The sequence below is a fragment of the Tateyamaria rhodophyticola genome (assembly GCF_047777875.1).
Lineage (GTDB): Bacteria > Pseudomonadota > Alphaproteobacteria > Rhodobacterales > Rhodobacteraceae > Tateyamaria.
Genome location: NZ_CP180519.1, coordinates 3,509,555 through 3,531,287 on the forward strand (window position 1 = coordinate 3,509,555; position 21,733 = coordinate 3,531,287).

The window sequence follows — 21,733 nt, forward strand, 5'->3', positions numbered from 1 at the left end:
ATGGGCGGCGTGTTGCACTAGGACCCGTTCAAATTGAGCGGCTTCGCCGCCGCCTTGGCTTGTGACGGGCCGTCCGCACGGGTAAATGCAACCCAACGGAACCTACATCGCAGGAGAGCCAGATGGCCGATACGCGCACCGAAACCGACAGCTTTGGCCCTTTGGAGGTCCCTTCTGACAAGTATTGGGGTGCGCAGACGCAACGCTCGATCATGAATTTCCCCATCGGTTGGGAAAAGCAGCCTATCGCCGTGGTGCGCGCGCTTGGCGTGATCAAAAAGGCGTGTGCGATTCAAAACAAGGCGCAAGGGACGCTCGACGGTGCCCTGGCCGATGCGATCATCACAGCCGCGGGCGAAGTGGTGGACGGCAAGTTCGACGACAACTTCCCCCTCGTGGTGTGGCAGACCGGGTCCGGCACACAATCCAACATGAATGCCAATGAGGTGATCGCAAACCGCGCCATCGAAATCCTCGGCGGCGTGATCGGGTCCAAGGATCCGGTGCACCCCAACGACCACTGCAACATGGGGCAGTCCTCCAACGACACCTTCCCCACGGCTATGCATATCTCGACCGCGATGACGGCGCGGGATGTGCTGCTGCCGGGGCTGCGCAAGCTGCACGCAGCACTTGCCGCGCAGGCGGAGGCGTTCAAGGATATCATCAAGATCGGGCGCACGCATACGCAGGACGCCACGCCGCTGACCCTGGGACAGGAATTTTCCGGCTATGCCCATCAGGTCGCCATGGGCATCGCCCGGGTCGAGGCCGCCCTGCCCCGCATTTACGAGCTGGCGCAGGGTGGCACAGCAGTGGGCACGGGCCTCAACACGCGCCACGGCTGGGCCGAGGCGGTCGCGGGCCATATGGCGGACATCACCGGCCTGCCCTTTGTCACCGCGCCGAACAAGTTCGAAGCCCTTGCCGCCCATGACGCGATGGTCGAGATGTCGGGCGCGCTGAAAACCGTGGCGGCGAGCCTTTTCAAGATCGCCAATGACATCCGCCTGCTCGGCTCCGGGCCCCGCTGTGGACTGGGCGAGTTGATGCTGCCCGAGAATGAGCCCGGGTCGTCGATCATGCCGGGCAAGGTGAACCCCACGCAATGCGAGGCGCTGACCCAGGTGTGCGCCCACGTTATGGGCAATGACGCCGCCGTGGGCTTTGCCGGGTCACAGGGGCATTTCGAGCTGAACGTCTACAAGCCCATGATGGCCTATAACGTGCTGCAATCCATGCAGTTGATGGGGGATGCGTCGGTGGCGTTCACCGACAACCTTGTGGACGGGTTGCAGGCCGATGAGGTGCGCATCGACAAGTTGATGCGCGAAAGCCTGATGCTGGTCACGGCGCTGGCGCCCGAGATCGGCTATGACAACGCCACCAAGGTTGCCAAGACCGCGCACAAGAACGGCACCACCCTGATCGAAGAGGCGGTCAAGATGGGGTTCGTGACAGAAGAGCGGTTTAATGAGGTCGTGCGCCCCGAAAACATGATCGGACCCAAATGAGCACACCGATCAACCTGAACAAGGTCCGCAAGGCCCGCGCACGCGCCGATAAAAAGGCGCGTGCGGATGCCAATGCGGTGACGTATGGCCTGACAAAGGCAGAGCGCACCCGCGCTCAGGTTGAAACTTCGCGCGCTGCGCGAGATCTGGATGCAAAAGCCTTGGAGACGCCCCGCAAAGGTGCGGAACCCGGCCCCGAAAAGCCATAAAGCGCGGGCATACGGATGCGTGTACAAGTAACAGGTGTTCCGATGACGCAACGCGACAGAAGTGATCAGGCCGAAAGGCAGCGCATTCGCGCGCTCCGCCGCGCGCGCCGCTATTTGCGGGCCAATGAAGGGGCGCTGGCGCGCCTTCTCAACACATATGCCCGCGTGGCGGACCTTGATCCGGCGCGCCGGTTCCTCCCCGATCAGTGAACGCGCGTCCGCAAAAGCATTCGCTGACCCTCAAGGGGCACCGGACCTCTGTGTCGCTGGAACCGGAATTCTGGGACGCATTCCGACGCATCGCTGCCGAGACCGGCAAACCCATCAACGCGCTGGCCGCCGAAATCGACATTGCGCGCGACGCTGATGTGGGGCTTGCCTCGGCGATCCGTGTCTATGTGCTGCGCCACGCCATGGCGCAGCGGTCAGGTGATTGACGCCTGATAGATCTGGTTGATGTTGCGGCCAAGTGCGGCGACGAACCCGTCATCGCTCAGATCGCGACGCAACCCTTCGGTCAGGGCGCGGCTGAAGCTGGCGATCATCTTGTGGTTCTGCGCCAGCCGTGCGCTGGCCTCATCCGTGGAATAGCCGCCCGACAGCGCCACAACCCGCAGCACACGCGGATGATCGGCAAGTGCGTCGTAAAGGCCCGGCTGCTCTGGCAGAGTAAGCTTGAGCATGATGTCCTGCCCCTCGCCCAACGTCTCGACATGGCGCATTAGCGCATCGGCCAGCATCGCCTCGGCCTCGGCCTTGGTGTCGGAATGGATGTTTACCTCTGGCTCGATGATCGGGACGAGGCCTGCGCCCATCACCACATCCGCCACGTCGAACTGATTGGCGGTGACGGCCTCGATCCCGGCGGTGTTCGCGCTGTGGATGACCGAGCGCTCCTTGGTGCCAAAAATGCCCATGCCGCGCGCCTCTGCCAGCGTTTCGGCAAGGCCCGGGATCGGTTTCAGGAGTTGCACCCCGTTGGCTTCGTCCTCAAGCCCCTTGTCGATCTTGAGGAATGGCACCACCTGGCGGGTGTTCCACAGATGCGCGGGCACGGGATCGCCGCCGATTTGCTCGCGCAGGGTCTTTTCGAACAGGATCGCGCCGATCACCTTTTGACCGGTGAAATCCGGGCTCTGGATGATGCGCGCGCGCATCTTCTGGATTTCGGCGAACATTTCATCCTCGTTCGCGTAATCCGATGCCTCCACCCCGTAAAGCGCCAGTGCCTTGGGCGTCGAGCCACCCGATTGATCAAGGGCCGCGATGAACCCCGCGCCCTTTTCCATCTGGTCGCGCATCGTTGCAAAATCGGACATGGGGCATTTCCTGTGCTTGGGGTGTCTGGGGCTGTCCTACCCCATTCCCGTGCCCCGGTGAATTGCCGCAAACCACTGTTAGCGCTGACGTTTGCGGATTTTTACCCAAATGCCGTCCCGCGCCCGCACCGTGAGGTGCGCAACCGGCACCGGGACCCGGTCGGGGCGCGGCTCGATCACGTGAGCGCGCAGCAAACGCGCAAGAATCAGTGGCCCTTCGACCATCGCAAAGCCCGCACCGGGACAGACCCGCGCCCCGGCGGAAAACGGGATGAACGCATCGCGCATGCAGGTCTTGCCATTGTCGGTCTGCCAGCGGGCGGGATCAAAGTCATCAGGCCTGTCCCACAGACGCGTGTGCCGGTGCAGATGCCACGGGCTGAGCACAATTTGCGCGCCGACCTTCAGGTCCCGGTCGCGGAACCGTTCGGGACAGGTCGTTTCCCGCACCATCATCGGCACCGGCGGATAGAGCCGCAGCGCCTCACGGAACACATCGCGCGCCACGGGCATCCGCGACATCACCGCGAAATCGCAGGTGTCCAGCGCCTGCGCCTCTGCGGCGATGCGGTCCTGCCACTCCGGGTAGAGCGCCACGAGATACAGCGCCCAGGCCAGGGCCGATGCGCTGGTCTCATGCCCGGCGAGAAAGAAGATCGCGACCTGATCCACCATTTCCTCTGGCGTGAATGTCTCGCCCGTTTCGGGGTCGGGCGTGGTCATTATCTTGGTGGCGAGGTCATTTGGCGCCGTACCGGCCGCGATGTCTGACGCGCGCCGGTCGACGAGCTGCGTGATCAGGCGGCGGATTTCCGTGGCAGAGGCGCGTGTGTCGCGCCGGAACCCGCGCGGCATCCAGCGGGGCAGCGGGATAAAGGCGGCGAGGTTCAAAATGGGCTGGCTGCGTTGATAGGCGCGGAACGCCTCGAACACGGCCCCGGCCAGCTTGTCTTCGATGGGCAGCGAAAAGAGCGTGCGAAAGATCACGTCCGCCGCCACGTGGCTCGTCTGCGCCTCGATCTCGGTGATGCCTTCGGGCAGGCGTTCTGCCGCCGCCTCGGACGCGGCCCACATGGCAGGGAAGGTCTCGCGCAGGCGGCCGCCTTCGAATGCGGGATCAATGATGCGGCGTTGCCGTTCCCAGACAGTCCCGTTTGTCAGAAACACCGAATTGCCAAGGAGTGGGCGCAGTCCCTCGCCGATGCGGTCGGATTTTGGAAAATCCGATGGGCGCTCCTTGAGGACTGTTTTGACCAGTTCTGGCTGGTTCGTGAGATAGCTGCGGAAGAAGGGCGTGCGGAATTCGGCCATCCAGGCGCGATAAAGGCGCGCCGGTTGCGCCGACAGGATGTCCTGCCGAAACAGACGCGCATAGCGCAACAGCGACACCCGGTCCGGGCGGCTTGGCGGTTTGGGCGGTGTCACGGTCATGGCACGACAGAAGTGTATTTCGACACAGCCACGTCGATGCGGGATTTTGACGGGGGGCGGTCGGCGTAGCGGTCGGCGAGCGTCACGGGGCCTGCCGTGATCTGAAAATAGTCGTAGTCCTTGGGCCGGTCGAAGGCGCACAGGTACTGAAAATGCAGGCGGAAGAACCGCCAGCGCAGCGCCTTCCACCGCTTTGGACTGAGCGTTTGGGTGAAGGCGGCGGAGAACACCAGCGGCCAGCGTTTGTCGGGCGGCGCGACACCGCTGACAGCCACTGGATCGCACAGGGCAAAGGCACAGCCGTCGCCCGGGGCCGTCACATCGACCCACGCCAGCTCCGGGCGCGCGGACAGGTATTGCAGATCCGCGCGCAACCGGTGCGCATCAGGCAGGAACGACACCATCGGCACCACCTGTCCCAGCGACAAAAACCCGAGCCTTGGCCCGTTTTCCGGCACCCTTCCATCGCGGATCAGATCGGCAAGGATCGACACACCCAGATGCGCGCCGGAGGAGTGCCCGACCACGAGCACTTCGTCCACGTCGCTGGTCAATGCGGCCGCGATGCTGTCCGCGAACGCGGCCATCCGCGCCTCGAGCGGTGCCGGGTTCGCCCCGCGTGTTGACGCCGAATAGGCGTAGTCATGCATCAGGTAATAGGCAAAAAACTTGCCATCCTTGGCCTTGAACCAGCGCAAAAGTGCGACGAACGCGCCAAGCCCCAGAACGGCGCCCGCCCATGCGCCCGGCCCGGGCCACACCGTACCGCCCACACGCCAGAGCGCCCACCACGCAGTGAGTGCGATCAACGCCTGCATGATCAGCATGCCCACCGGATAGAGGGCGGCGATCACGGGGCCCTTGCGCAAACGCATGAGCCGCGCAAGCGCGCCAGAGGCGATGTAGATCCACGCGGTGCGCACCAGTTGCGCGTAAGTGCCGGGGATCGACGCCTCCATGCTGTCACGTACGATGTCGGACCACACGAGCACGTCGATATCGGCGTGCACCAACGCGCCGTCCATCACACCTTCGACCTGCCAGCCGTAATGCGCGCCGCCCTTGGGTGCCGGGCGCAAGGTCAGGTCATAGCCGGAGATACCGGCCTGTGCCGCGCCCTCCTTGCGGTACAGCTCGCGGTATCGCCGGGGATGAATCGGGTCATAACCGGGGATGTAGAACACCCGGCGACGCGCTACGGAATGGGGATGCGAACTGCTCATGAATGCACCTTTTGGCGCACTCTAGCGGGCTTGTTGGGCCAAAGTAAGGCGTGTTGCGATCAGCCCAGGGTGGCCAGCGCCGGGAATTGCTCAAGCAGCCAGAACGAGAACCATGTGAACAGACCCGTCAGCATCGCCGCACCCACCAGCACCAGCAGCCCGCCCATCACCTTTTCGATGATGCCCATGTGCCGCTTGATCCGGGTCATGATGCCCATCGCACGGCTCATGAACATCGCGGCCAGCAGGAACGGAATACCCAGGCCCGCCGCATAAATCCCAAGCAGGACCGTCCCGCGGGTCACCGACGCCTCTGACGCGGCCAGCGTCAGGATCGCGCCCAGCTGTGGCCCGATGCAAGGCGTCCAGCCAAAGGCAAAGGCCAGCCCGAGGATGTAGGCCCCGAAGGACGAACCACCCTGGTCTCCCGCATCCATCCGCGCCTCGCGATCGAGAAAGGAAATGCGGAACACACCGAGGAAATGCAGACCGAACACGATGATCACCGCGCCGGAGATCTGCGCAAAGAGCACCTGGTTCTGGAGAAAGAACGCGCCAAAGGCGGACGCGGCAAAGCCAAGGAAGATAAATACCGTCGACAGGCCAAGCACAAAGAACAGCGCGGTGATCGTGGCGCGGTTGCGCGCGCTGCGGCCCTCGGACATCTCACCCACGGTCATGCCCGACATGTAGGCCAGGTACGGCGGCACGATGGGCAGAACGCAGGGCGAAAGAAAGCTGATGATGCCGGCCAGCAGCGCCACGCTCATCGCGGGCAAAAGGCTCGCGTCGATGATATCAATTCCAAACATGAAACCCACCTAGCGATCCTGGACGCCACAGTCACGCCGCCTGTGGTCACATGTGCGTGGACATGTTGAAACATCGCGTCTACATGGCGGTCATGTCTGATGAAAACACGCTTGATGCCGTTGGGCTGCTGTGCCCCCTGCCCGTTCTCAAGGCGCGCAAGCGCCTGCAGCCTCTGGATGCGGGGGCGGAACTCACAGTGCTGGCCGATGATCCGGCGGCCATCGTGGACATCCCGCATTTCTGCACCGAGGCCGGCCATACGCTTGTTTCAAGCGACATGGACGGCCCCGTGCAACGTTATGTGATCCGCAAGGGCTGAACCGCCGGGCTTACTTGGAGCCCAGCGACCACCACCCGCGCCGTTTCGGCTTGGCGGGTGCTTCGGGTTCCGGCTCCGGCTCGGCGGCGGGCTTTGATACCGTTTCCGCGATGACCGGGTCAGCGGCCGCTTCTGCGGCCACAGGTTCGGGTGCCGGTTCTTCTGCGACCGGTTCGGGCGTCGGTTCATCCGCAACAGGCTCCGGCGCGGGTTCTGCGTCCGCCGCGGGGGTGTCCGCTTCTGGCTTGGCCTTTGACGACTTCGACCGGCTGCTGCGCGTGCGTGTCGGCTTTTTCTTTGCGGGCTTTTCGTCTTCCTGCGCAGGCGCGTCCTCGGATGCGGCTTCCGGCTGGGCTTCGGCCTCTTCGGTTTTCGCCTCAGCCTCTTTGGTCTTGGACGAGGACCGGCTGCGCGAACGGCGCTTGGGCTTTTCCTCTACGGCGGCGTCATCGGCCTTGGCCTCTTCTGCCGCGGGCGCATCGGCACTGGCGTCCTCGGACGGGGCTGCTTCGGCCTCACCGCCTTCGTTGTCCTGCGCTTGCGCCTCACCGTTTTCGCCATTGCCGGACTTGTTCCGGCTCCGGCGACGACGACGGCGGCGGCGCTTGGGCTTGGTTTCACCGTCTTCGGATGCCTCGGGCGTAGGTGTTTCGGGCGCCTCCTCGGCGTCGGCCTCGACCTCGTCCACCTCATCCATGATCGACGTATCGACCGACACCACAGGAGCAGCCAGCGCTGTGACCGACCGCGTTGCGGTCTTGAACTTTTCCAGGCTGAAGTCGGGGCTGACCAGACCCGGCTCCCCTTCCACCCGCACGCTCAGGCCATAGCGTGCCTCGATGTTGGCGATATGCTCGCGCTTCTGGTTCATCAAGAAGTTGGCGATGCCCACCGGGCATTTCACCAGAACCTCACGCGACCGGCGGCGGGTGCCTTCCTCTTCGACCTGACGCAGGATCGACAGGGCCAGGTTGTCATCGGACCGGATCAGACCCGTGCCGTGGCACGCCTGACAGGGCTGTGTCGTGGCCTCGATCATGCCGGGGCGCAGACGCTGGCGCGACATCTCCATCAGGCCAAAGCCCGAGATACGGCCCACCTGAATGCGCGCGCGGTCGGTCTTGAGCTTGTCCTTCATCATCTTTTCGACCTTGGCGTTGTTCTTACGCTCATCCATGTCGATAAAGTCGATGACGATCAGGCCGGCGAGGTCCCGCAGGCGCAACTGGCGCGCCACTTCTTCGGCGGCCTCGAGGTTGGTTTTGGTCGCGGTTTCCTCGATCGAGCCTTCCTTGGTCGATCTGCCGGAGTTCACGTCGATGGCCACCAGCGCTTCGGTGATGCCGATCACGATATAGCCACCGGATTTCAGCTGAACCGTCGGGTTGAACATCGCACCCAGATACGTTTCCACCTGATAGCGCGCAAAGAGCGGCAGCGCGTCGGTATACTGTTTCACGTTCTTGGCGTGGGACGGCATGATCATCTTCATGAAGTCCTTGGCGATGCGGTAGCCGCGTTCGCCTTCGACAAACACCTCATCGATCTCGCGGTTATAGAGATCGCGGATCGACCGTTTGATCAGGTCGCCTTCTTCGTAGATTTTCGCGGGCGCGATGGATTTCAGCGTCAGCTCGCGGATCTGTTCCCAGAGCCGTTGCAGATATTCATAGTCGCGCTTGATCTCGGCCTTGGTCCGCTTGGCCCCGGCGGTGCGCACGATCAGACCCGCGCCTTGCGGCACCTCGATCTCGTTTGCAATCTCCTTGAGCTTCTTGCGGTCGGCGGCGTTGGTGATCTTGCGGCTGATGCCACCGCCACGGGCGGTGTTGGGCATCAGCACACAGTAACGTCCGGCCAGCGACAGGTAGGTGGTCAGCGCAGCCCCCTTGTTGCCGCGCTCTTCCTTGACGACCTGCACCAGCAGGATCTGGCGAACCTTGACGACTTCCTGGATCTTGTAGCGTTTGGGCCGCGGTTTGCGCGGCGGGCGGATGTCGTCCTGATCGTCTTCGTCGGCCACGGATTCGATGCTGTCATCCTTGGCGGACGCATCGGCGGATTTGCCCTTAGGCGCGTCGCCAGCGTCGGCGTCGTCCGCAGCGTCCTCGCCGTCATCGGCCTGTGCCTCGTCGGCGGCGGGTGTCTCGACCGGCGTTTCCTTGACCGTCTCCATGGGCGAGCTGGCCTCGCCCTCGGCGGCCTCGGCGGTGTCGTCCGTTTCGAGGTCGATGGTTTCCATACCATCGACTTCTTTGGTCGCCGTCGCATCATCGCTTTCGGCCTTTGCGGCCTTGGAACGGGACGACCGGCGGCGTTTCGGTTTGGGCTTGTCTTCTTCCTCGTCACGGGCCTTCTGCGCTTCGGCATAGGCACGTTCTTCTTCCATCAGCGCCTCACGGTCGGCGACCGGGATCTGATAGTAGTCGGGGTGAATTTCCGAGAACGCAAGGAAGCCGTGGCGATTGCCGCCATAGTCGACAAAGGCCGCCTGTAGCGACGGCTCGACGCGCGTTACCTTGGCGAGATAGATGTTGCCAGCAAGCTGGCGCTTGTTTTCGGATTCAAAGTCAAACTCCTCGACCTTGTTTCCGTCCACGACCACGACGCGGGTCTCTTCCGCGTGGGTGGCATCGATAAGCATTTTCTTAGGCATGAAAGTCCATTGCACACGCGACCGCGCCGCACCCCCGGAGGAGCCAGCGTACGGTGGATGTGTCTTGTTTGAGCGATATGGGACGCGCCGCTGGCGGGGCCGGTTGGGCCGCCGCTGTGGATCAATCCTGTCCTCACGCGCGTCATCGCGGTTCTTCTCCGATACGCGCGCCTGGCGGCGTATCCGTTCATTCGCTGCGCCAGACCTCGGCCTGCGTCAGCATCTCGTGGCCATTTCTGGCCCAATCGGTCTGACATCCACTGGTTGCAGTGTGTGTCAGCGAAACTCACAAAGGGGCGACGCAGATGCGCGTCATGCTCCTTGTGCTTAATTAAGGGCAATGGGGGCGCAATGACAATGGGCAATCTCACGCAACATGCGCGAACCGGGGTCAGAGCACGGAGGCAAAGCGTTCCGGCATGCGGTAAAGCTTGCGGCGCACGTCCGGGTAAACACCATAGTTCGAAATGCCCCGATCGGTTTGCGTCTGGACGCGCATAGCGTCCCGGAGGTCGCGCAATTCGATGTCTTCGCCCATGAATTCGGACTTGTCGAGGATGCGCTGATGCTCATCGCCCCATTGCAGCATTCGCTTGTCATAAGCCGGCGCATTCGTCATCGCATCCGTCAGCGCGGCGGCTTTTGGCGCGCGCACATCCACCCGGCCCTCCATCTGGAAGCGGTCGAAATATTTCAGGTGCAGCATGTACAGGTGGTCCGGCAAATGCCGCTCACCCAGGGTGTTGGCATGTCCGCCCGGTTTGAATTTCACCGGCTTGCGCACGAGGTTCGGCTTGGAATAGTTGCGGTTGGGCCGAAACGTGCGCCTGCGCGACAGGATGGTATCCCCGGGCGCAATCGCTTCGGTTTCGTCCTGCGGATAATGCACCATGTCGAGGCACAGGGGCGCGATGTTCACTGGCGCCGTCTCCGGATCCCAATAATAGGTCTGCAGGTGATCCACGACGTTGTCCGACACCGCAGGATCCGCCACCACAAATTCGTCCACGTCGCTCAGGATCATCCAATTGTAATACATGAGCATGCCCGTCACGAATTCGCTCATCATGTTCCAGCGGCGGCGTTCGAACCGGAACCGCGTCTCGTCGCGCGGGATGTGGATGACGTTAGCGCCCTTGGCGATCCTGTCGTGCCGGGGATCGGGCCCGTGACTGAAGATATAGAGGTTCTCCGGCCCAACCACGTCCGCGTAATAGGCGTACCAGCGTTCCAGAATGAAATAGTCGCGATACACCATCGTGACCACGCCCAGGGGCTTTTTGGTGGGGTCCATACCTGCTCTCACTGCTCTGTTGCGCGGTTTTTCCCGCTGCGTTGTGGGCATAAGACCATGGAGGCCCGCGCGGTGACACCGAAAACACGCCGGATCGCGCGGGCCGACGCGCAACCGTTGCAGCGGAGACTCAGTTTGGTCGGACCAATGCGACGGCTGCGCGCAGATCCGCGGCGACGTGTTGGCCGAGGTCGGGCAGTGGTATGGACGGATCGCGCAGATCGGGGATTTGCACCGCGCGGCAGCCGGCGCGTACCGCAGAGGCAATGCCGCGGTCGCTGTCCTCAAAGGCGGCGCAGTCTGTCGCCGCAACGCCCAGCATCGCAGCCGCTTGCAGATAGGGGGCCGGATCTGGTTTGTTGGCGGTGACCTCGTCCCCTGCAACGACGACCTCGAAATACTCCAGCAGGCCCGCGAGATGCAGGTGATGACGTGCCGCAGTTCGATGGGTCGACGTCACCACCGCCATGCGCGCGCCCTGCCCCGCCAGCTGATCAAGCGTTTCACGGGCAAAGGGGCGCAGGGGCACGTGCGCGGCCAACCGCACCTTGAGCGCGTCGCGCCATGCCGCCTGAAACTGCCGTGCATGCGCTTCGTCGCCAATCAGCTCCACCAGCCGCGCATGGGTCATCGCTGCGGATGAGCCGATCAGGCTGAGGAAGAACGCGCGCATAGCCTCCTCACTATGGCCAAGCCCCGTCAGAAGCGGCAGACCGACCTCCAGAAAGCACCGCTCCGTGTCGAGCAGGAGCCCGTCCATGTCGAAGAGATACGCCGCGGGATGCGTCGAATAGACTGTCATGTCTGCCCCTGCCTGTGCTGCCTTGCGCGCAGGCATGACAGCAGACGGGCCAGAGCAACAGCCCCGGCCCGTTCAGCTTTTGTGACAAGAGGTTACAGATAGTCGGCGCGTTGCAGCCCGTATTTCGCCATCTTCTCGTTCAGGGTCCGGCGCGGCAGGCACAGCTCTTCCATGACGCTCGCGATGGAGCCTTTGTGGCGGCGCATGGTGTTGTCAATGAGCATCCGTTCAAACGCCTCGACATATTCCTTGAGCGGTTTGCCTTCGGTGGTCATCACGGGCTGCATTTCCTCGTGATCCGACATCAGCAGCGACGCAATGGAGCCGGTGCCGCGCCGCGATTGCAGCACCGCGCGCTCCGCGATGTTGATCAGCTGGCGCACGTTGCCCGGCCACGGTGCCTGCAACAGCTGCGCGGCCTCCTGCGCGGACACTTTGGGCGCGTCACAGCCATATTCATCGGCAAACTGATCGCTCAGCCGCGTGAACAGCGTCAGGATATCTTCGCCCCGCTGGCGCAGGGGCGGCACCGTGATCTTGAGTGCGGCCAAGCGGTAGAACAGGTCGGGCCGCAGCGCGTCTTCGCAGGTGCGCCCCGCCTCCTGCATGTTGCAGATGCCCACAATGCGCGTCTCCGCTGGCGTGCCCTGTTCGTTGATCACCGACAAAAGACGCGCTTGCAGGCTTTCGCTGAGCGCCTCGATATCTTCGAGCACAAGCGTGCCGCCGCGCGCCTCTTCCACCGCAGGCAGTTGCCCATCCTCGGGCAGCATCGGCCCAAAGAGCCGCTTGGCCAGCGCCTCTTCTTCCCAGGCAGAACAGCTGATCAGCACGAATTTCTTGCCCGCCCGGCTGCCCACCGCATGGAGCGCATGGGCCACCAGCGTCTTGCCGGTGCCGGTTTCGCCGTCGATCAACACGTGGCCGTCCGCTTGCCCCAGATCCAGAATATCCTCGCGCAGCCGCTCCATCACCGGCGCGTGGCCGATCAGCTTTTTCATCAGCTGCCCGCCATCGCTGAGCTCGCGGCGCAGGGCGCGGTTGTCCATGGTCAGACGCCGCGCCACGGTGGCCTTCTTGGCCAGATCGCTCATCCGGTCCGGATTGAACGGCTTTTCCAGAAAATCGAACGCCCCCACGCGCATCGCCTCGACCGCCATGGGCACATCACCGTGTCCGGTGATCATGATCACGGGCAGCGCACTGTCATTGCCCATCAGCTTTTTCAGGAACTGCATCCCGTCCATGCCCGGCATCTTGATGTCGGAAATCACGATGCCGGGATATTCCGGCCCCAGCACCTTGAGCGCGTCCTCGGCGCTGGCGAAGGTTTCGGTGTCATAGCCCGACAGGGCCAGCCACTGGCTGATCGACTGGCGCATATCCTGTTCGTCATCGACAATTGCGATCTTCATGGCCTGGGTCATGTGTTTTTCTCCGGTGTCATTGCGCCGCAGCGACCTGTTTTTCATCCGATGTCTCGTCATCTCCGAGCACCGGCAACTGCATCTCAAAGACGGCGCCGCCCGCTTGTCCGTTGCGCGCCGTGAGCCGTCCGCCCAAATCGTTTACAATGCCCGACGAGATGGCAAGCCCCAAGCCGACGCCGTCGCCCGGCTGCTTGGTGGTGTAGAACGGCTCGAACAGGGCATCGAGATTTTCGATGCCAGGGCCGTTGTCGCGCACCGTCAGCGTGACCGTCTCACCGGCGGACAGGATGATGTCCACCTGCGGCTCGCTTTCGGACTTGGTCGCGTCGATGGCATTGCGCAACAGATTGACCATCACCTGTTCGATCCTGAGCCGGTCGCCCAGGACCATCATCGGCGCGGGCGGCACGATGCGGTTGATCAGAACGCGGCGCTGGCGCAGCTGCGGTTCCATCATCGACAGGGATGAGGCCAGCGCATCGCCCATGTTTACAGGGCTCAATTCGTCCTGTCCCTTGCGGGCGTAGGATTTCAGCTGGCGCGTGATGGCGCCCATCCGCTCGATCAGATCGTCGATCCGGCCAAAGCTCACCAGCGCCTCTTCGGGCCGGTTGCGGCGCAGAAGAAGCCGCGCACCGGCAAGATATGTCTTCATCGCGGCCAGCGGCTGGTTCAACTCGTGACTGACCGCCGCCGACATCTCGCCCAGGGCGGCGAGTTTCGAGGATTGTTGCAGCGTCTGTTCGGCCACGGCGAGGTCTTCTTGCACACGCATCCGTTCGGCGACTTCCCGCTGGAGCTGGGTGTTGAGGCGGCGCAACTCCGCCGACTCGCGCGCAAAAAGCGCCAGCCGCAACGCCGACCGACGGCTCAGCGCATAGAAGGCCAGCGCCAGCAAGAGCGCGAATCCCATGATTTCGAGGGCCAGAACCCCGTTCACCCGCTCCCGAACGGAGGCGTAGGTGGTGAAGGATGCCATGCGCCAGCCGCGAAACGGAATGCGCGTCTCGAGCCGCATAACCCCTTCGCCCTGCAAATACGCATCAGGCGGCAGCGCGGTCCAATCGGCGGTGGCCCGTATCGCGCGTTCGATCGCACTTTGCGCAGGTTGTGCGGCCAACGCCTCCTCTTCGGTGCGGCCGCGCCAGCGCGGTTCGGTGGCAAGGATGATCTTGCCATCGCCATCCGTCACGAGAACAGCCGCCGAAATGCCCGCCCACGCACGTTCAAACTTTTGCAGGTCCACCTCGACCACGATGACGCCCAACGCCGCGCCCCCCGAAAACACGCGCCGCGAATAGACAAAGGCAAAGCCGCCGCTGTCCTTGGTCGCGGTGGTAAAGATGGTGTCAGAGGTCGGCACCGCTTCGGAGAAAAACGCCATATCGCTGTGATCCGTGCCCAGCACGTTGCGATCGGTCGCGGCCACCACGCGCCCCTCAAGATCCAGCAGCATCAGGTTTGCCGCCCCGATTTCTTCGACAAAGGAGATCAGGCGGGCGGTGGATTGGGCAAAGTCGCCGGAATTCAGCGCCGCGATCAGGGTCGGGTCCCGCGACAGCAGCTGTGGCACGATGGCGCTCTGGCGCAGTTCGCTGAGCAGGTTGCCGGAATACAAGGCAAGCCGCAGTTCGGCCCGGTTGCGCGTCGTTTCGGTGAACCGGTCCGTCAGCAGACGGTTCGTGTAGAACACCGTGGCAATCGCCGTCGCCGCAAAAAACAGCAGTGCGGCCCGCGCGCGCCAGCTGATCGTCCGTGTCCGTGCGGTGCGTCCCGCTTGTATCCTGTCACGCGCCATGGCGGACAATCTACGCAGCCCGCGCGCCCCGCTCAAGTCATGCGGTGGTCAACTGCCCCACCAATGCGCGAAAGAGCGCTTGGCCATCGGTGCCGCCATGGCCTGAATCCGCCGCCCGCTCCGGATGTGGCATCATCCCAAGGACGCGCCGGTTCTCCGACACGATGCCCGCAATGTCGCGCTGCGACCCGTTGGGATTGTCGGTATAACGGAACACCACGCGGTCCTCGCCTTCGAGCGTGTCGAGGGTCGCGTCGTCGGCAAAGTAGTTGCCATCGTGATGCGCAATCGGAATGTCGATCACATCGCCCGCATTGTACCCTTCGGTATAGGCGGTCTGAGACGTCTCGACCCGCAGGCCAACCGACTTGCAGATGTATTTCAGCCCCGCATTGCGCAGCAGTGCCCCCGGCAACAGCCCGGTTTCGGTCAGCACCTGAAACCCGTTGCAGATCCCCAGCACGTAACCGCCGCGCTCCGCATGGGTCCGCAGCGCCCCAACGATGGGCGCATTCGCCGCAATCGCGCCGCAGCGCAGGTAGTCGCCAAAGGAAAATCCACCCGGCACACCGATCACATCCACCCCATCGGGCAACGTCGTATCCTTGTGCCAGACCATTTCGACCTCGGCGCCCGCCGCCTCGAACGCCACGGCCAGATCGCGGTCACAGTTGGAGCCGGGAAAGACGATCACCGCGGCCTTCATGACATGTCGATCCGGTAGCTTTCGATGACCGTGTTCGCCAGCAGCTTTTCGCACATCTCGGCCACCTGCGCCTCTGTTGTGCCATCCGCGAGGTCCAGTTCGATCACCTTGCCTTGACGCACGCCGTTCACCCCATCAAAGCCGGACGCCCCAAGCGCATGGCGCACCGCTTCGCCCTGTGGGTCCAGAACCCCGTTTTTCAGCATGACATGAACAGTGGCTTTCATTGCGCTCTCCTCGTTTGCGCCCCCGCTAACCCAAACTTGCCCGCATCTCAAGCGTCACTGCCGTTCCACGCCTCAAGCCGCAGCGATGCAGAGCCACGGCTGGTGATTGAGATCGAATTGCCCGCGGGGTCCTTGGCGTTGGCAAAGACATAACCATCGCCCTTGAACGGCTTGCCAAAGGTCAGGCCGTTGGCCGCAGCCTGCGTCGCGAATGCCGCAACATCCGGCACCTCGAAACACAGTTTGACCAGCGCCTGGCCCGCCTTCTGGCTCTTGGCCAGGGGGTGCAGGTTCAGGATCACGCCCGGTCCCGGCGGGCGCAATTCGACCAACCGGTCACCGGGCGCGGCCAACGCCGTGTACCCGAAATGCGTGGCATAGAATGCCGCCATCTCCTCCATCTTGCGCGTATAAAGCGTCAGACGGAGAAGCGGCGGGTGCGTCATCAGTTGATCAGCGTGGGCTTTGTCATCGGTTGCGCATTCTTGGGCAGCACACCCAGACGCCGCGCGACCTCGGTATAGGCATCGGCGAGGTTGCCCAGATCGCGCCGGAACACGTCCTTGTCGAGCTTTTGGCCCGTTTCGATGTCCCACAACCGGCAACTGTCAGGGCTGATCTCGTCCGCCACGATCAGGCGCATGAAATCACCGTCATAAACGCGGCCAATCTCGATCTTGAAGTCCACCAGACGGATGCCAACGGCCATCATCACACCGCTCAGGAAATCATTCACCCGCAGCGCGAGGCTGACAATGTCGTCCATGTCCTGCTGACTGGCCCAACCGAAGGCGGCGATATGCTCTTCGGTCACCAGCGGGTCGCCCAGGGAATCATCCTTGTAGCAATATTCCACGATGGGACGCGGCAGTTGCGTGCCCTCGTCGATGCCCAGGCGTTGGCTCATGGTGCCGGCGGCATAGTTGCGTACGATCACCTCAAGCGGGATGATCTCGCAGGAACGCACCAGTTGCTCGCGCATATTGATGCGCTTGATGAAATGCGTGGGCACGCCGATCTGCGCCAGACCGGTCATGAAAAACTCGCTCAACCGGTTGTTGAGCACCCCCTTACCTTCGATCACGTCCTTTTTCTGGGCGTTGAAGGCGGTGGCGTCATCCTTGAAATACTGCACGATGGTGCCGGGTTCGGGACCTTCGTAGAGGATCTTTGCTTTGCCTTCGTAAATCTTTTTGCGTCGCGCCATGGGCGTCCTTTCGCTGGGGCAGCGCTACTGAATCTGCCCGACAGTGCGCACCTCATAAGCAATCGGCACACCTGCCGCAAGCGATGGGCGCGTGCGCCATGCATCAAAGGGGTTGCACGCGCCGCCGCCGCCTCGCATATCTTGGACAGACAAACCCCGGGGAGAGCACCGATGAGCACCTTTGACGACCGCGAAAACGCCTTTGAAAACAAATATGCCCACGACGCAGAAATGCAGTTCAAGGCCGATGCGCGCCGCAACAAGCTGTTGGGCCTGTGGGCGGCAGAGCTGATGGGCAAATCCGGGGATGAGGCCGCCGAATATGCCCGCGAAGTCGTGAAATCCGATTTCGAAGAGGCGGGCGACGAAGACGTCTATCGCAAGGTTTCCGGTGATCTGGGCGACCGCGCGGATGAGGCGACAATCCGCGCCAAGATGGCGGCGCTGATGGCCGAGGCCAAGGCGCAGCTGATGCAGGAAACCAGCTAATCCAACGCCTTACACGGCTTAGTTGAACTTGAAACGCGCGTACCCGACAGGTGCGCGCGTTTTTAACTGTTTAAACGATTTCATTAACACTTGGGTCATGTGACCTGCGTACCCTGCGCCTCGGGTAAACAGGGGTGCGGTGCGATGGCTATCTGGCATATGAGACGGGAATGGGCGTGGCTGTGCCGCGCTGCGGTGCCGGTGGCGATATTCGTCCTGTGCGCCTGGATCCTGTCGGACAAGCTCAGCATGGAGGTGCTGCGCGACCTGCCGGCACAGCTTGCATCCATTGCACCCTGGCAATGGGTCACCGCCACGCTATTGACCGCCATCAGCCTCTATAGCGTCGGGCGCTACGATCTGCTGGCCCACAGGCATCTGCGCACTGGCATCGCGGACGGCGCGGCGCAATGGTCCGGCACCATCGGCATCGCAATCGGGCAAACACTGGGCTTTGGACTGGTCACGGGGGCTGTGGCCCGCTGGCGCATGTTGCCGGGGCTGGGATTTGGCCCGGCGCTGAAGCTGTCGGGCTTTGTCTCCGTGTCCTTTGTGCTTGCGTGGATGGCCGTGACCAGCATGGTGTGCCTGCTGCTGCCTGCGCCGGGCTGGTCCAAGTGGCTGGCAAGCGCGGGCTGTGCGGCGGCGCTGTGCGTGATGGCGGCGCTGATCTGGTGGCCGCAGATACGGGTGCGCGGCTGGTGCTTGCGCTTGCCCAGCTTGCGGTTGATCGGCGGCATTCTGGTCTGGGCTTTCGTGGATACGGCTGCGGCGGCGGGTGTTCTGTTCATCATGTTGCCCGCCGGAACGCTGTCGGCTGCGGCGTTCTATCCGCTGTTTCTGCTCGCCCTTGGCGGGGCGTTGATGTCGAACACACCCGGCGGGGTTGGCCCGTTCGAAGTGATACTGCTCACCGCCCTGCCCCATGTGGATCTGGGTGCGCTGATGACGGCCATTCTGGCGTACCGCGCCATCTACTACGCCCTTCCGGCCTGTCTTGCGATGCTTGCACTGTTGCGTCCATTCCGGCGCGCAGCGCCGGTTGAGGCAACCATGGCCGCGCCTGACAGCCTGCGCCTGCGTGGCGAGGTTGGTGTGATCACACAGAACGGCGGGTATCTGGCACATACAGGGGGGGCAACGCTCGCGCTTTGGCCCACCGGGCAGGCGCTCACAGGGATGGGCGACGCGCTGCGCGGCAAACCGAAACAGGCGCTTGAGGCCCTGCGCGCGGCGGCCCGCGACAGGGCGCTGATCCCCCTGCTCTACAAATGCGGACCCGCGCAGGCACACGCGGCCCGGCGGGCGGGGTGGACCGTGTTGCGCATCGCGGACGAGGCGCTTGTTCCGCTCTGCGCATATGCGCTCGACACACCCGCACGGCGCAACTTGCGGCGCAAATTGCGGGCCGCGGCCAAGGCGGGTGTGACGGTGCGCACAACCGGCCCCCTGCCCCACGCGGACCTCGCGCGCATTGATGCCGCGTGGCAGCACGCACATGGCCGCGCCCGTGGTGGCACGATGGGCCGGTACGCGCCGGACTATGTTGCGGGGCAATGGGTGGCGACGGCGCATGTGGGCGGGCAGTGCATCGCCTTTGTCACGGTGCACAAGGGCCAGGAGGACTGGTGCCTCGATATCATGCGGCACACCGGTGACGCGCCCGATGGCACCATGCACGCCCTGGTGCATGCCGCGCTGGAGGCCGCGAAACGCGCGGGCGCGCAGCACTTCAGTCTGGCCGCGACGCCCGCGTGCCCGAACCCCGCCTCAGCCCTGTGGCGCGCCGTTGCGATGCGTGTGGTCCGCGCCGTCGGCGGGCCGGGCCTGCGACAGTTCAAATCCAGCTTCGGCCCCGAGTGGCGGCCCCGCTATGCAGCCGCCCCCAATCCAGTGGCACTGACCATCGGTCTTGGCGATGTCGCGCGCGCTGTGCACAGGCCGATGCCCCTCACATCATCAAACCAGCCTCATGATCTAGATGAGAATTATGAACTGGCTTCACATCGTGCGGCATGACACATCCTGCACCCAACCTGAGCGAGGCGCGCCATGACCAATCCCCTGATCTCCCTTCTTGAAGACCGCGGCACGTTGCTGGCGGATGGCGCGACCGGCACGAACCTCTTTGCGATGGGATTGGAGGCCGGGGACGCGCCCGAGTTGTGGAACACCGACGCACCGGAGAAGATCACCGCCCTGTATCAAAGCGCCGTGGATGCCGGCAGCGATGTTTTCCTGACCAACTCCTTCGGCGCCAACGCCTCGCGGCTCAAGCTGCATGACGCAGGCCACCGGGCGTTTGAGTTGAGCAAGGCCGCCGCCGAACTGGGCCGCGCCGTGGCCGACACCGCAGACCGCCGCGTGATCGTGGCCGGGTCGGTCGGCCCCACGGGCGACATCATGGAACCGGTCGGTGCGCTGAGCCACGCCAACGCGGTCGAGATGTTTCACGAAACCGCCGCCGGGCTCAAGGCGGGCGGCGCGGACATCGGCTGGCTCGAGACGATTTCGGCCCCCGAAGAATACGCCGCCGCCGCCGAGGGCTTTGCGCTGGCCGGGCTGGACTGGGTCGGCACGATGAGCTTTGACACCGCCGGGCGCACCATGATGGGCGTGACCAGCACCGGGCTTGCCGCGCAAGCCGCGTCCCTGCCGAACCCGCCGCTTGCCTTTGGCGCCAATTGCGGCACCGGTGCATCGGACCTGTTGCGCACCATCCTGGGCTTTGCGGCCACGGGAACGGAAACACCGCTTGTCGCCAAGGGCAATGCGGGCATTCCGAAATTCCATGACGGCCACATCCATTATGACGGCACGCCGGAACTGATGGCCGATTATGTTGAACTGGCCCGCAATTGCGGCGCGCGGATCATCGGCGGGTGCTGCGGCACAACGGCGGATCACTTGCGCCACATGCGCACGGCACTGGACGAACGGCCCGTTGGCCCTGCCCCGACACTGGATGAAATCGTGGCCGCCCTGGGACCGTTCAGCTCGGCCAGTGACGGCACCGGCGATGATGAACGCCCCACCCGCAAGCGCCGCGGCCGCAGGGCGGCCTAAAACAGGCTCAACTGCGCTTTGGCCCCGCGCGGCGGCCGGAACAGGTCCGTCCGCATCCGGGGCACAGTTGTCTGCAATCCCAACCGTTTGATGGCGAGAGAGAACCGATGCGCCACCATCTCAGCATAGGGCCCTGTGCCCCGCATCCGGTGCCCCCACCGCGCATCATAGTCCTTTCCGCCATGCATCTCGCGCAGCTTGGACATCACCCGGCCCGCCCGGTCGGGATAATGCGCGCCCAGCCATTCCTGCCACAGCGGCGACACCTCCCGCGGCAATCGCAGCATGATCCAACTGGCGGTGCGCGCCCCCGCGGCCTTGCCCGCGGCCAGGATGTGTTCCAGCTCGGGATCGGTCAGCCCCGGCACAAGGGGCGAGGCCATGATGCGCACAGGCACGCCAGCAGCGCTCAGCCGTTCGATCATCTGCAAACGCCGTTTCGGGTGCGGTGCGCGCGGCTCCATCCGGCGGCACAGGTCGGCATCCAGTGTGGTCACGGAAATACCCACCCGCACAAGACCGCGCCGCGCCATGTCCGCCAGAATATCCAGGTCCCGCTCGATCAATGTGCCCTTCGTCACGATGGCAACAGGATGGCCGCACGCGGCCAGCACCTCGAGACAGGCGCGCATGAGGCCATGTTCCGCCTCGATGGGCTGATACGGATCGGTGTTCGTGCCAATCGCCAGCGGTGCGACCTTGTAGGTCTTGCGCCCCAACTCGGTGCGCAGCACCTCTGCGATACCCGGACGCGCCACCAACCGGGTTTCGAAATCCAGCCCCGGCGACAGGCCCAGATAGGCGTGGCTGGGCCGGGCAAAGCAATAGACACAGCCATGCTCACACCCGCGATACGGGTTGATCGACCGGTCAAACGGCAGATCGGGCGAGCGGTTATAGGTGATTGCACTGCGCGGGCGTTCGACGCTGACCTGCGTGCGCAGCGTGGGCACGTCTTCGATCTGGTCCCACCCATCGCTGTCGCTGTGCCGCGTGACCCCTTCGAACCGCCCCACGACATTGCTGACCGCACCGCGTCCCTTGGCCTTTTGTGTCTGAAGATCCTGCTTCATCCTCAAAATGTAGAACAAATTAAGAACATGCACCAGAAAACTCTGCGCAATCCGTGCTGTTGCATGCGGCGGCATACGGAAAGTGACCCCGTGCGTCGCGCTTGGCGCGGGCCATGTCGCAATCCGGACAGTCGCTGCGCAATATTTTGCCAGATAA

22 protein-coding genes are annotated in these 21,733 nt (G+C 63.6%); 8 read left to right on the top strand and 14 right to left on the bottom strand.

Going from position 1 to position 21,733, the window contains the following annotated elements; genetic code table 11:
* The first annotated feature begins 122 nt into the window (after window positions 1-122).
* The 4 genes from fumC to ACERHN_RS18820 are packed head-to-tail and all read left to right on the top strand — an operon-like array spanning window position 123 to window position 2,160.
* A complete protein-coding gene (gene fumC / locus ACERHN_RS18805) occupies window positions 123-1,514 on the top strand; it encodes a class II fumarate hydratase (protein WP_415920542.1) in 1,392 nt (463 codons plus the stop codon).
* Window positions 1,511-1,723: a DUF4169 family protein gene (locus tag ACERHN_RS18810; protein ID WP_415920543.1), complete on the top strand. Its 213-nt coding sequence runs from the start codon at window positions 1,511-1,513 to the stop codon at window positions 1,721-1,723. Before fumC ends, ACERHN_RS18810 begins: the two co-directional genes overlap by 4 nt.
* 42 nt (window positions 1,724-1,765) lie before the next feature.
* The gene (locus ACERHN_RS18815) at window positions 1,766-1,933 is read left to right on the top strand and encodes a hypothetical protein (protein WP_415920544.1); all 168 of its coding nucleotides are present in this window, start codon (window positions 1,766-1,768) and stop codon (window positions 1,931-1,933) included.
* The gene (locus tag ACERHN_RS18820) at window positions 1,930-2,160 is read left to right on the top strand and encodes a ribbon-helix-helix domain-containing protein (protein ID WP_415920545.1); all 231 of its coding nucleotides are present in this window, start codon (window positions 1,930-1,932) and stop codon (window positions 2,158-2,160) included. Before ACERHN_RS18815 ends, ACERHN_RS18820 begins: the two co-directional genes overlap by 4 nt.
* On the opposite strand, the gene ACERHN_RS18825 is transcribed toward ACERHN_RS18820, so the two are convergent.
* From ACERHN_RS18825 to ACERHN_RS18840, 4 genes are all read right to left on the bottom strand, one after another.
* Complete coding sequence (locus tag ACERHN_RS18825; protein WP_415920546.1) at window positions 2,149-3,042, bottom strand: fructose bisphosphate aldolase; 894 nt, start codon at window positions 3,040-3,042, stop codon at window positions 2,149-2,151. The genes ACERHN_RS18820 and ACERHN_RS18825 overlap by 12 nt on opposite strands.
* Before the next feature lie 78 nt (window positions 3,043-3,120).
* Complete coding sequence (locus ACERHN_RS18830; RefSeq protein WP_415920547.1) at window positions 3,121-4,473, bottom strand: cytochrome P450; 1,353 nt, start codon at window positions 4,471-4,473, stop codon at window positions 3,121-3,123.
* Window positions 4,470-5,696: a hypothetical protein gene (locus tag ACERHN_RS18835; protein ID WP_415920548.1), complete on the bottom strand. Its 1,227-nt coding sequence runs from the start codon at window positions 5,694-5,696 to the stop codon at window positions 4,470-4,472. Before ACERHN_RS18835 ends, ACERHN_RS18830 begins: the two co-directional genes overlap by 4 nt.
* Window positions 5,697-5,755: 59 nt before the next feature.
* Window positions 5,756-6,508, bottom strand: a complete 753-nt coding sequence (locus ACERHN_RS18840; protein WP_415920549.1) for a cytochrome c biogenesis CcdA family protein — start codon at window positions 6,506-6,508, stop codon at window positions 5,756-5,758.
* A gap of 92 nt (window positions 6,509-6,600) precedes the next feature.
* Between ACERHN_RS18840 and ACERHN_RS18845 the strand changes: the two genes are divergently transcribed.
* The gene (locus ACERHN_RS18845; RefSeq protein ID WP_415920550.1) at window positions 6,601-6,828 is read left to right on the top strand and encodes a sulfurtransferase TusA family protein; all 228 of its coding nucleotides are present in this window, start codon (window positions 6,601-6,603) and stop codon (window positions 6,826-6,828) included.
* Between the two features lie 10 nt (window positions 6,829-6,838).
* On the opposite strand, the gene ACERHN_RS18850 is transcribed toward ACERHN_RS18845, so the two are convergent.
* From ACERHN_RS18850 to purC, 9 genes are all read right to left on the bottom strand, one after another.
* Window positions 6,839-9,484: an Rne/Rng family ribonuclease gene (locus tag ACERHN_RS18850; RefSeq protein ID WP_415920551.1), complete on the bottom strand. Its 2,646-nt coding sequence runs from the start codon at window positions 9,482-9,484 to the stop codon at window positions 6,839-6,841.
* 391 nt (window positions 9,485-9,875) lie between these two features.
* Window positions 9,876-10,778, bottom strand: coding sequence for a glycosyltransferase family 2 protein (locus tag ACERHN_RS18855; RefSeq protein WP_415920552.1), 903 nt, complete (start codon window positions 10,776-10,778; stop codon window positions 9,876-9,878).
* A gap of 130 nt (window positions 10,779-10,908) precedes the next feature.
* The gene (locus ACERHN_RS18860) at window positions 10,909-11,580 is read right to left on the bottom strand and encodes an HAD family hydrolase (protein ID WP_415920553.1); all 672 of its coding nucleotides are present in this window, start codon (window positions 11,578-11,580) and stop codon (window positions 10,909-10,911) included.
* 92 nt (window positions 11,581-11,672) lie between these two features.
* Entirely contained in the window at window positions 11,673-13,007 is a 1,335-nt protein-coding gene (locus ACERHN_RS18865) for a sigma-54-dependent transcriptional regulator (RefSeq protein WP_415920554.1), read from the bottom strand.
* 16 nt (window positions 13,008-13,023) lie between these two features.
* A complete protein-coding gene (locus ACERHN_RS18870; RefSeq protein ID WP_415920555.1) occupies window positions 13,024-14,808 on the bottom strand; it encodes a sensor histidine kinase in 1,785 nt (594 codons plus the stop codon).
* Window positions 14,809-14,845: 37 nt separating this feature from the next.
* On the bottom strand, window positions 14,846-15,514 hold the full coding sequence (purQ, locus tag ACERHN_RS18875; protein WP_415920556.1) for a phosphoribosylformylglycinamidine synthase subunit PurQ: 669 nt from the start codon (window positions 15,512-15,514) through the stop codon (window positions 14,846-14,848).
* A complete protein-coding gene (purS, locus tag ACERHN_RS18880) occupies window positions 15,511-15,741 on the bottom strand; it encodes a phosphoribosylformylglycinamidine synthase subunit PurS (RefSeq protein ID WP_415920557.1) in 231 nt (76 codons plus the stop codon). The genes purQ and purS overlap by 4 nt, the downstream gene beginning before the upstream one ends.
* Before the next feature lie 47 nt (window positions 15,742-15,788).
* Window positions 15,789-16,187, bottom strand: a complete 399-nt coding sequence (locus ACERHN_RS18885) for a VOC family protein (protein ID WP_415920558.1) — start codon at window positions 16,185-16,187, stop codon at window positions 15,789-15,791.
* Window positions 16,187-16,948, bottom strand: a complete 762-nt coding sequence (purC, locus tag ACERHN_RS18890; RefSeq protein WP_415920559.1) for a phosphoribosylaminoimidazolesuccinocarboxamide synthase — start codon at window positions 16,946-16,948, stop codon at window positions 16,187-16,189. The genes ACERHN_RS18885 and purC overlap by 1 nt, the downstream gene beginning before the upstream one ends.
* A gap of 171 nt (window positions 16,949-17,119) precedes the next feature.
* Here purC and ACERHN_RS18895 point away from each other — a divergent pair, with 171 nt between their 5' ends.
* The 3 genes from ACERHN_RS18895 (at window position 17,120) to bmt (ending at window position 20,503) form a co-directional block, all read left to right on the top strand.
* Window positions 17,120-17,437 (top strand): DUF1476 domain-containing protein, encoded by a 318-nt coding sequence (locus ACERHN_RS18895; RefSeq protein WP_415920560.1) that lies wholly within the window; start codon window positions 17,120-17,122, stop codon window positions 17,435-17,437.
* A 144-nt stretch (window positions 17,438-17,581) separates the two neighbouring features.
* A complete protein-coding gene (locus ACERHN_RS18900; RefSeq protein ID WP_415920561.1) occupies window positions 17,582-19,456 on the top strand; it encodes a phosphatidylglycerol lysyltransferase domain-containing protein in 1,875 nt (624 codons plus the stop codon).
* A gap of 33 nt (window positions 19,457-19,489) precedes the next feature.
* Window positions 19,490-20,503: a betaine--homocysteine S-methyltransferase gene (gene bmt, locus ACERHN_RS18905; RefSeq protein ID WP_415920562.1), complete on the top strand. Its 1,014-nt coding sequence runs from the start codon at window positions 19,490-19,492 to the stop codon at window positions 20,501-20,503.
* Here bmt and ACERHN_RS18910 read toward each other — a convergent pair.
* Window positions 20,500-21,576 carry a PA0069 family radical SAM protein gene (locus ACERHN_RS18910; RefSeq protein ID WP_415920563.1) on the bottom strand — a complete coding sequence of 359 codons (1,077 nt, stop codon included), beginning with the start codon at window positions 21,574-21,576 and terminating at the stop codon, window positions 20,500-20,502. The genes bmt and ACERHN_RS18910 overlap by 4 nt on opposite strands.
* Between the last annotated feature and the right edge of the window lie 157 nt (window positions 21,577-21,733).

Excerpts from the sequence above, each read along its gene's own strand:
- fumC (WP_415920542.1), top strand. The coding sequence starts at position 123 with ATGGCCGATACGCGCACCGAAACCGACAGCTTTGGCCCTTTGGAGGTC.
- ACERHN_RS18810 (WP_415920543.1), top strand. The coding sequence starts at position 1,511 with ATGAGCACACCGATCAACCTGAACAAGGTCCGCAAGGCCCGCGCACGC.
- ACERHN_RS18815 (WP_415920544.1), top strand. The coding sequence starts at position 1,766 with ATGACGCAACGCGACAGAAGTGATCAGGCCGAAAGGCAGCGCATTCGC.
- ACERHN_RS18825 (WP_415920546.1), bottom strand. The coding sequence starts at position 3,042 with ATGTCCGATTTTGCAACGATGCGCGACCAGATGGAAAAGGGCGCGGGG.
- ACERHN_RS18830 (WP_415920547.1), bottom strand. The coding sequence starts at position 4,473 with ATGACCGTGACACCGCCCAAACCGCCAAGCCGCCCGGACCGGGTGTCG.
- ACERHN_RS18835 (WP_415920548.1), bottom strand. The coding sequence starts at position 5,696 with ATGAGCAGTTCGCATCCCCATTCCGTAGCGCGTCGCCGGGTGTTCTAC.
- ACERHN_RS18840 (WP_415920549.1), bottom strand. The coding sequence starts at position 6,508 with ATGTTTGGAATTGATATCATCGACGCGAGCCTTTTGCCCGCGATGAGC.
- ACERHN_RS18845 (WP_415920550.1), top strand. The coding sequence starts at position 6,601 with ATGTCTGATGAAAACACGCTTGATGCCGTTGGGCTGCTGTGCCCCCTG.
- ACERHN_RS18850 (WP_415920551.1), bottom strand. The coding sequence starts at position 9,484 with ATGCCTAAGAAAATGCTTATCGATGCCACCCACGCGGAAGAGACCCGC.
- ACERHN_RS18855 (WP_415920552.1), bottom strand. The coding sequence starts at position 10,778 with ATGGACCCCACCAAAAAGCCCCTGGGCGTGGTCACGATGGTGTATCGC.
- ACERHN_RS18860 (WP_415920553.1), bottom strand. The coding sequence starts at position 11,580 with ATGACAGTCTATTCGACGCATCCCGCGGCGTATCTCTTCGACATGGAC.
- ACERHN_RS18865 (WP_415920554.1), bottom strand. The coding sequence starts at position 13,007 with ATGACCCAGGCCATGAAGATCGCAATTGTCGATGACGAACAGGATATG.
- ACERHN_RS18870 (WP_415920555.1), bottom strand. The coding sequence starts at position 14,808 with ATGGCGCGTGACAGGATACAAGCGGGACGCACCGCACGGACACGGACG.
- purQ (WP_415920556.1), bottom strand. The coding sequence starts at position 15,514 with ATGAAGGCCGCGGTGATCGTCTTTCCCGGCTCCAACTGTGACCGCGAT.
- purS (WP_415920557.1), bottom strand. The coding sequence starts at position 15,741 with ATGAAAGCCACTGTTCATGTCATGCTGAAAAACGGGGTTCTGGACCCA.
- ACERHN_RS18885 (WP_415920558.1), bottom strand. The coding sequence starts at position 16,187 with ATGACGCACCCGCCGCTTCTCCGTCTGACGCTTTATACGCGCAAGATG.
- purC (WP_415920559.1), bottom strand. The coding sequence starts at position 16,948 with ATGGCGCGACGCAAAAAGATTTACGAAGGCAAAGCAAAGATCCTCTAC.
- ACERHN_RS18895 (WP_415920560.1), top strand. The coding sequence starts at position 17,120 with ATGAGCACCTTTGACGACCGCGAAAACGCCTTTGAAAACAAATATGCC.
- ACERHN_RS18900 (WP_415920561.1), top strand. The coding sequence starts at position 17,582 with ATGGCTATCTGGCATATGAGACGGGAATGGGCGTGGCTGTGCCGCGCT.
- bmt (WP_415920562.1), top strand. The coding sequence starts at position 19,490 with ATGACCAATCCCCTGATCTCCCTTCTTGAAGACCGCGGCACGTTGCTG.
- ACERHN_RS18910 (WP_415920563.1), bottom strand. The coding sequence starts at position 21,576 with ATGAAGCAGGATCTTCAGACACAAAAGGCCAAGGGACGCGGTGCGGTC.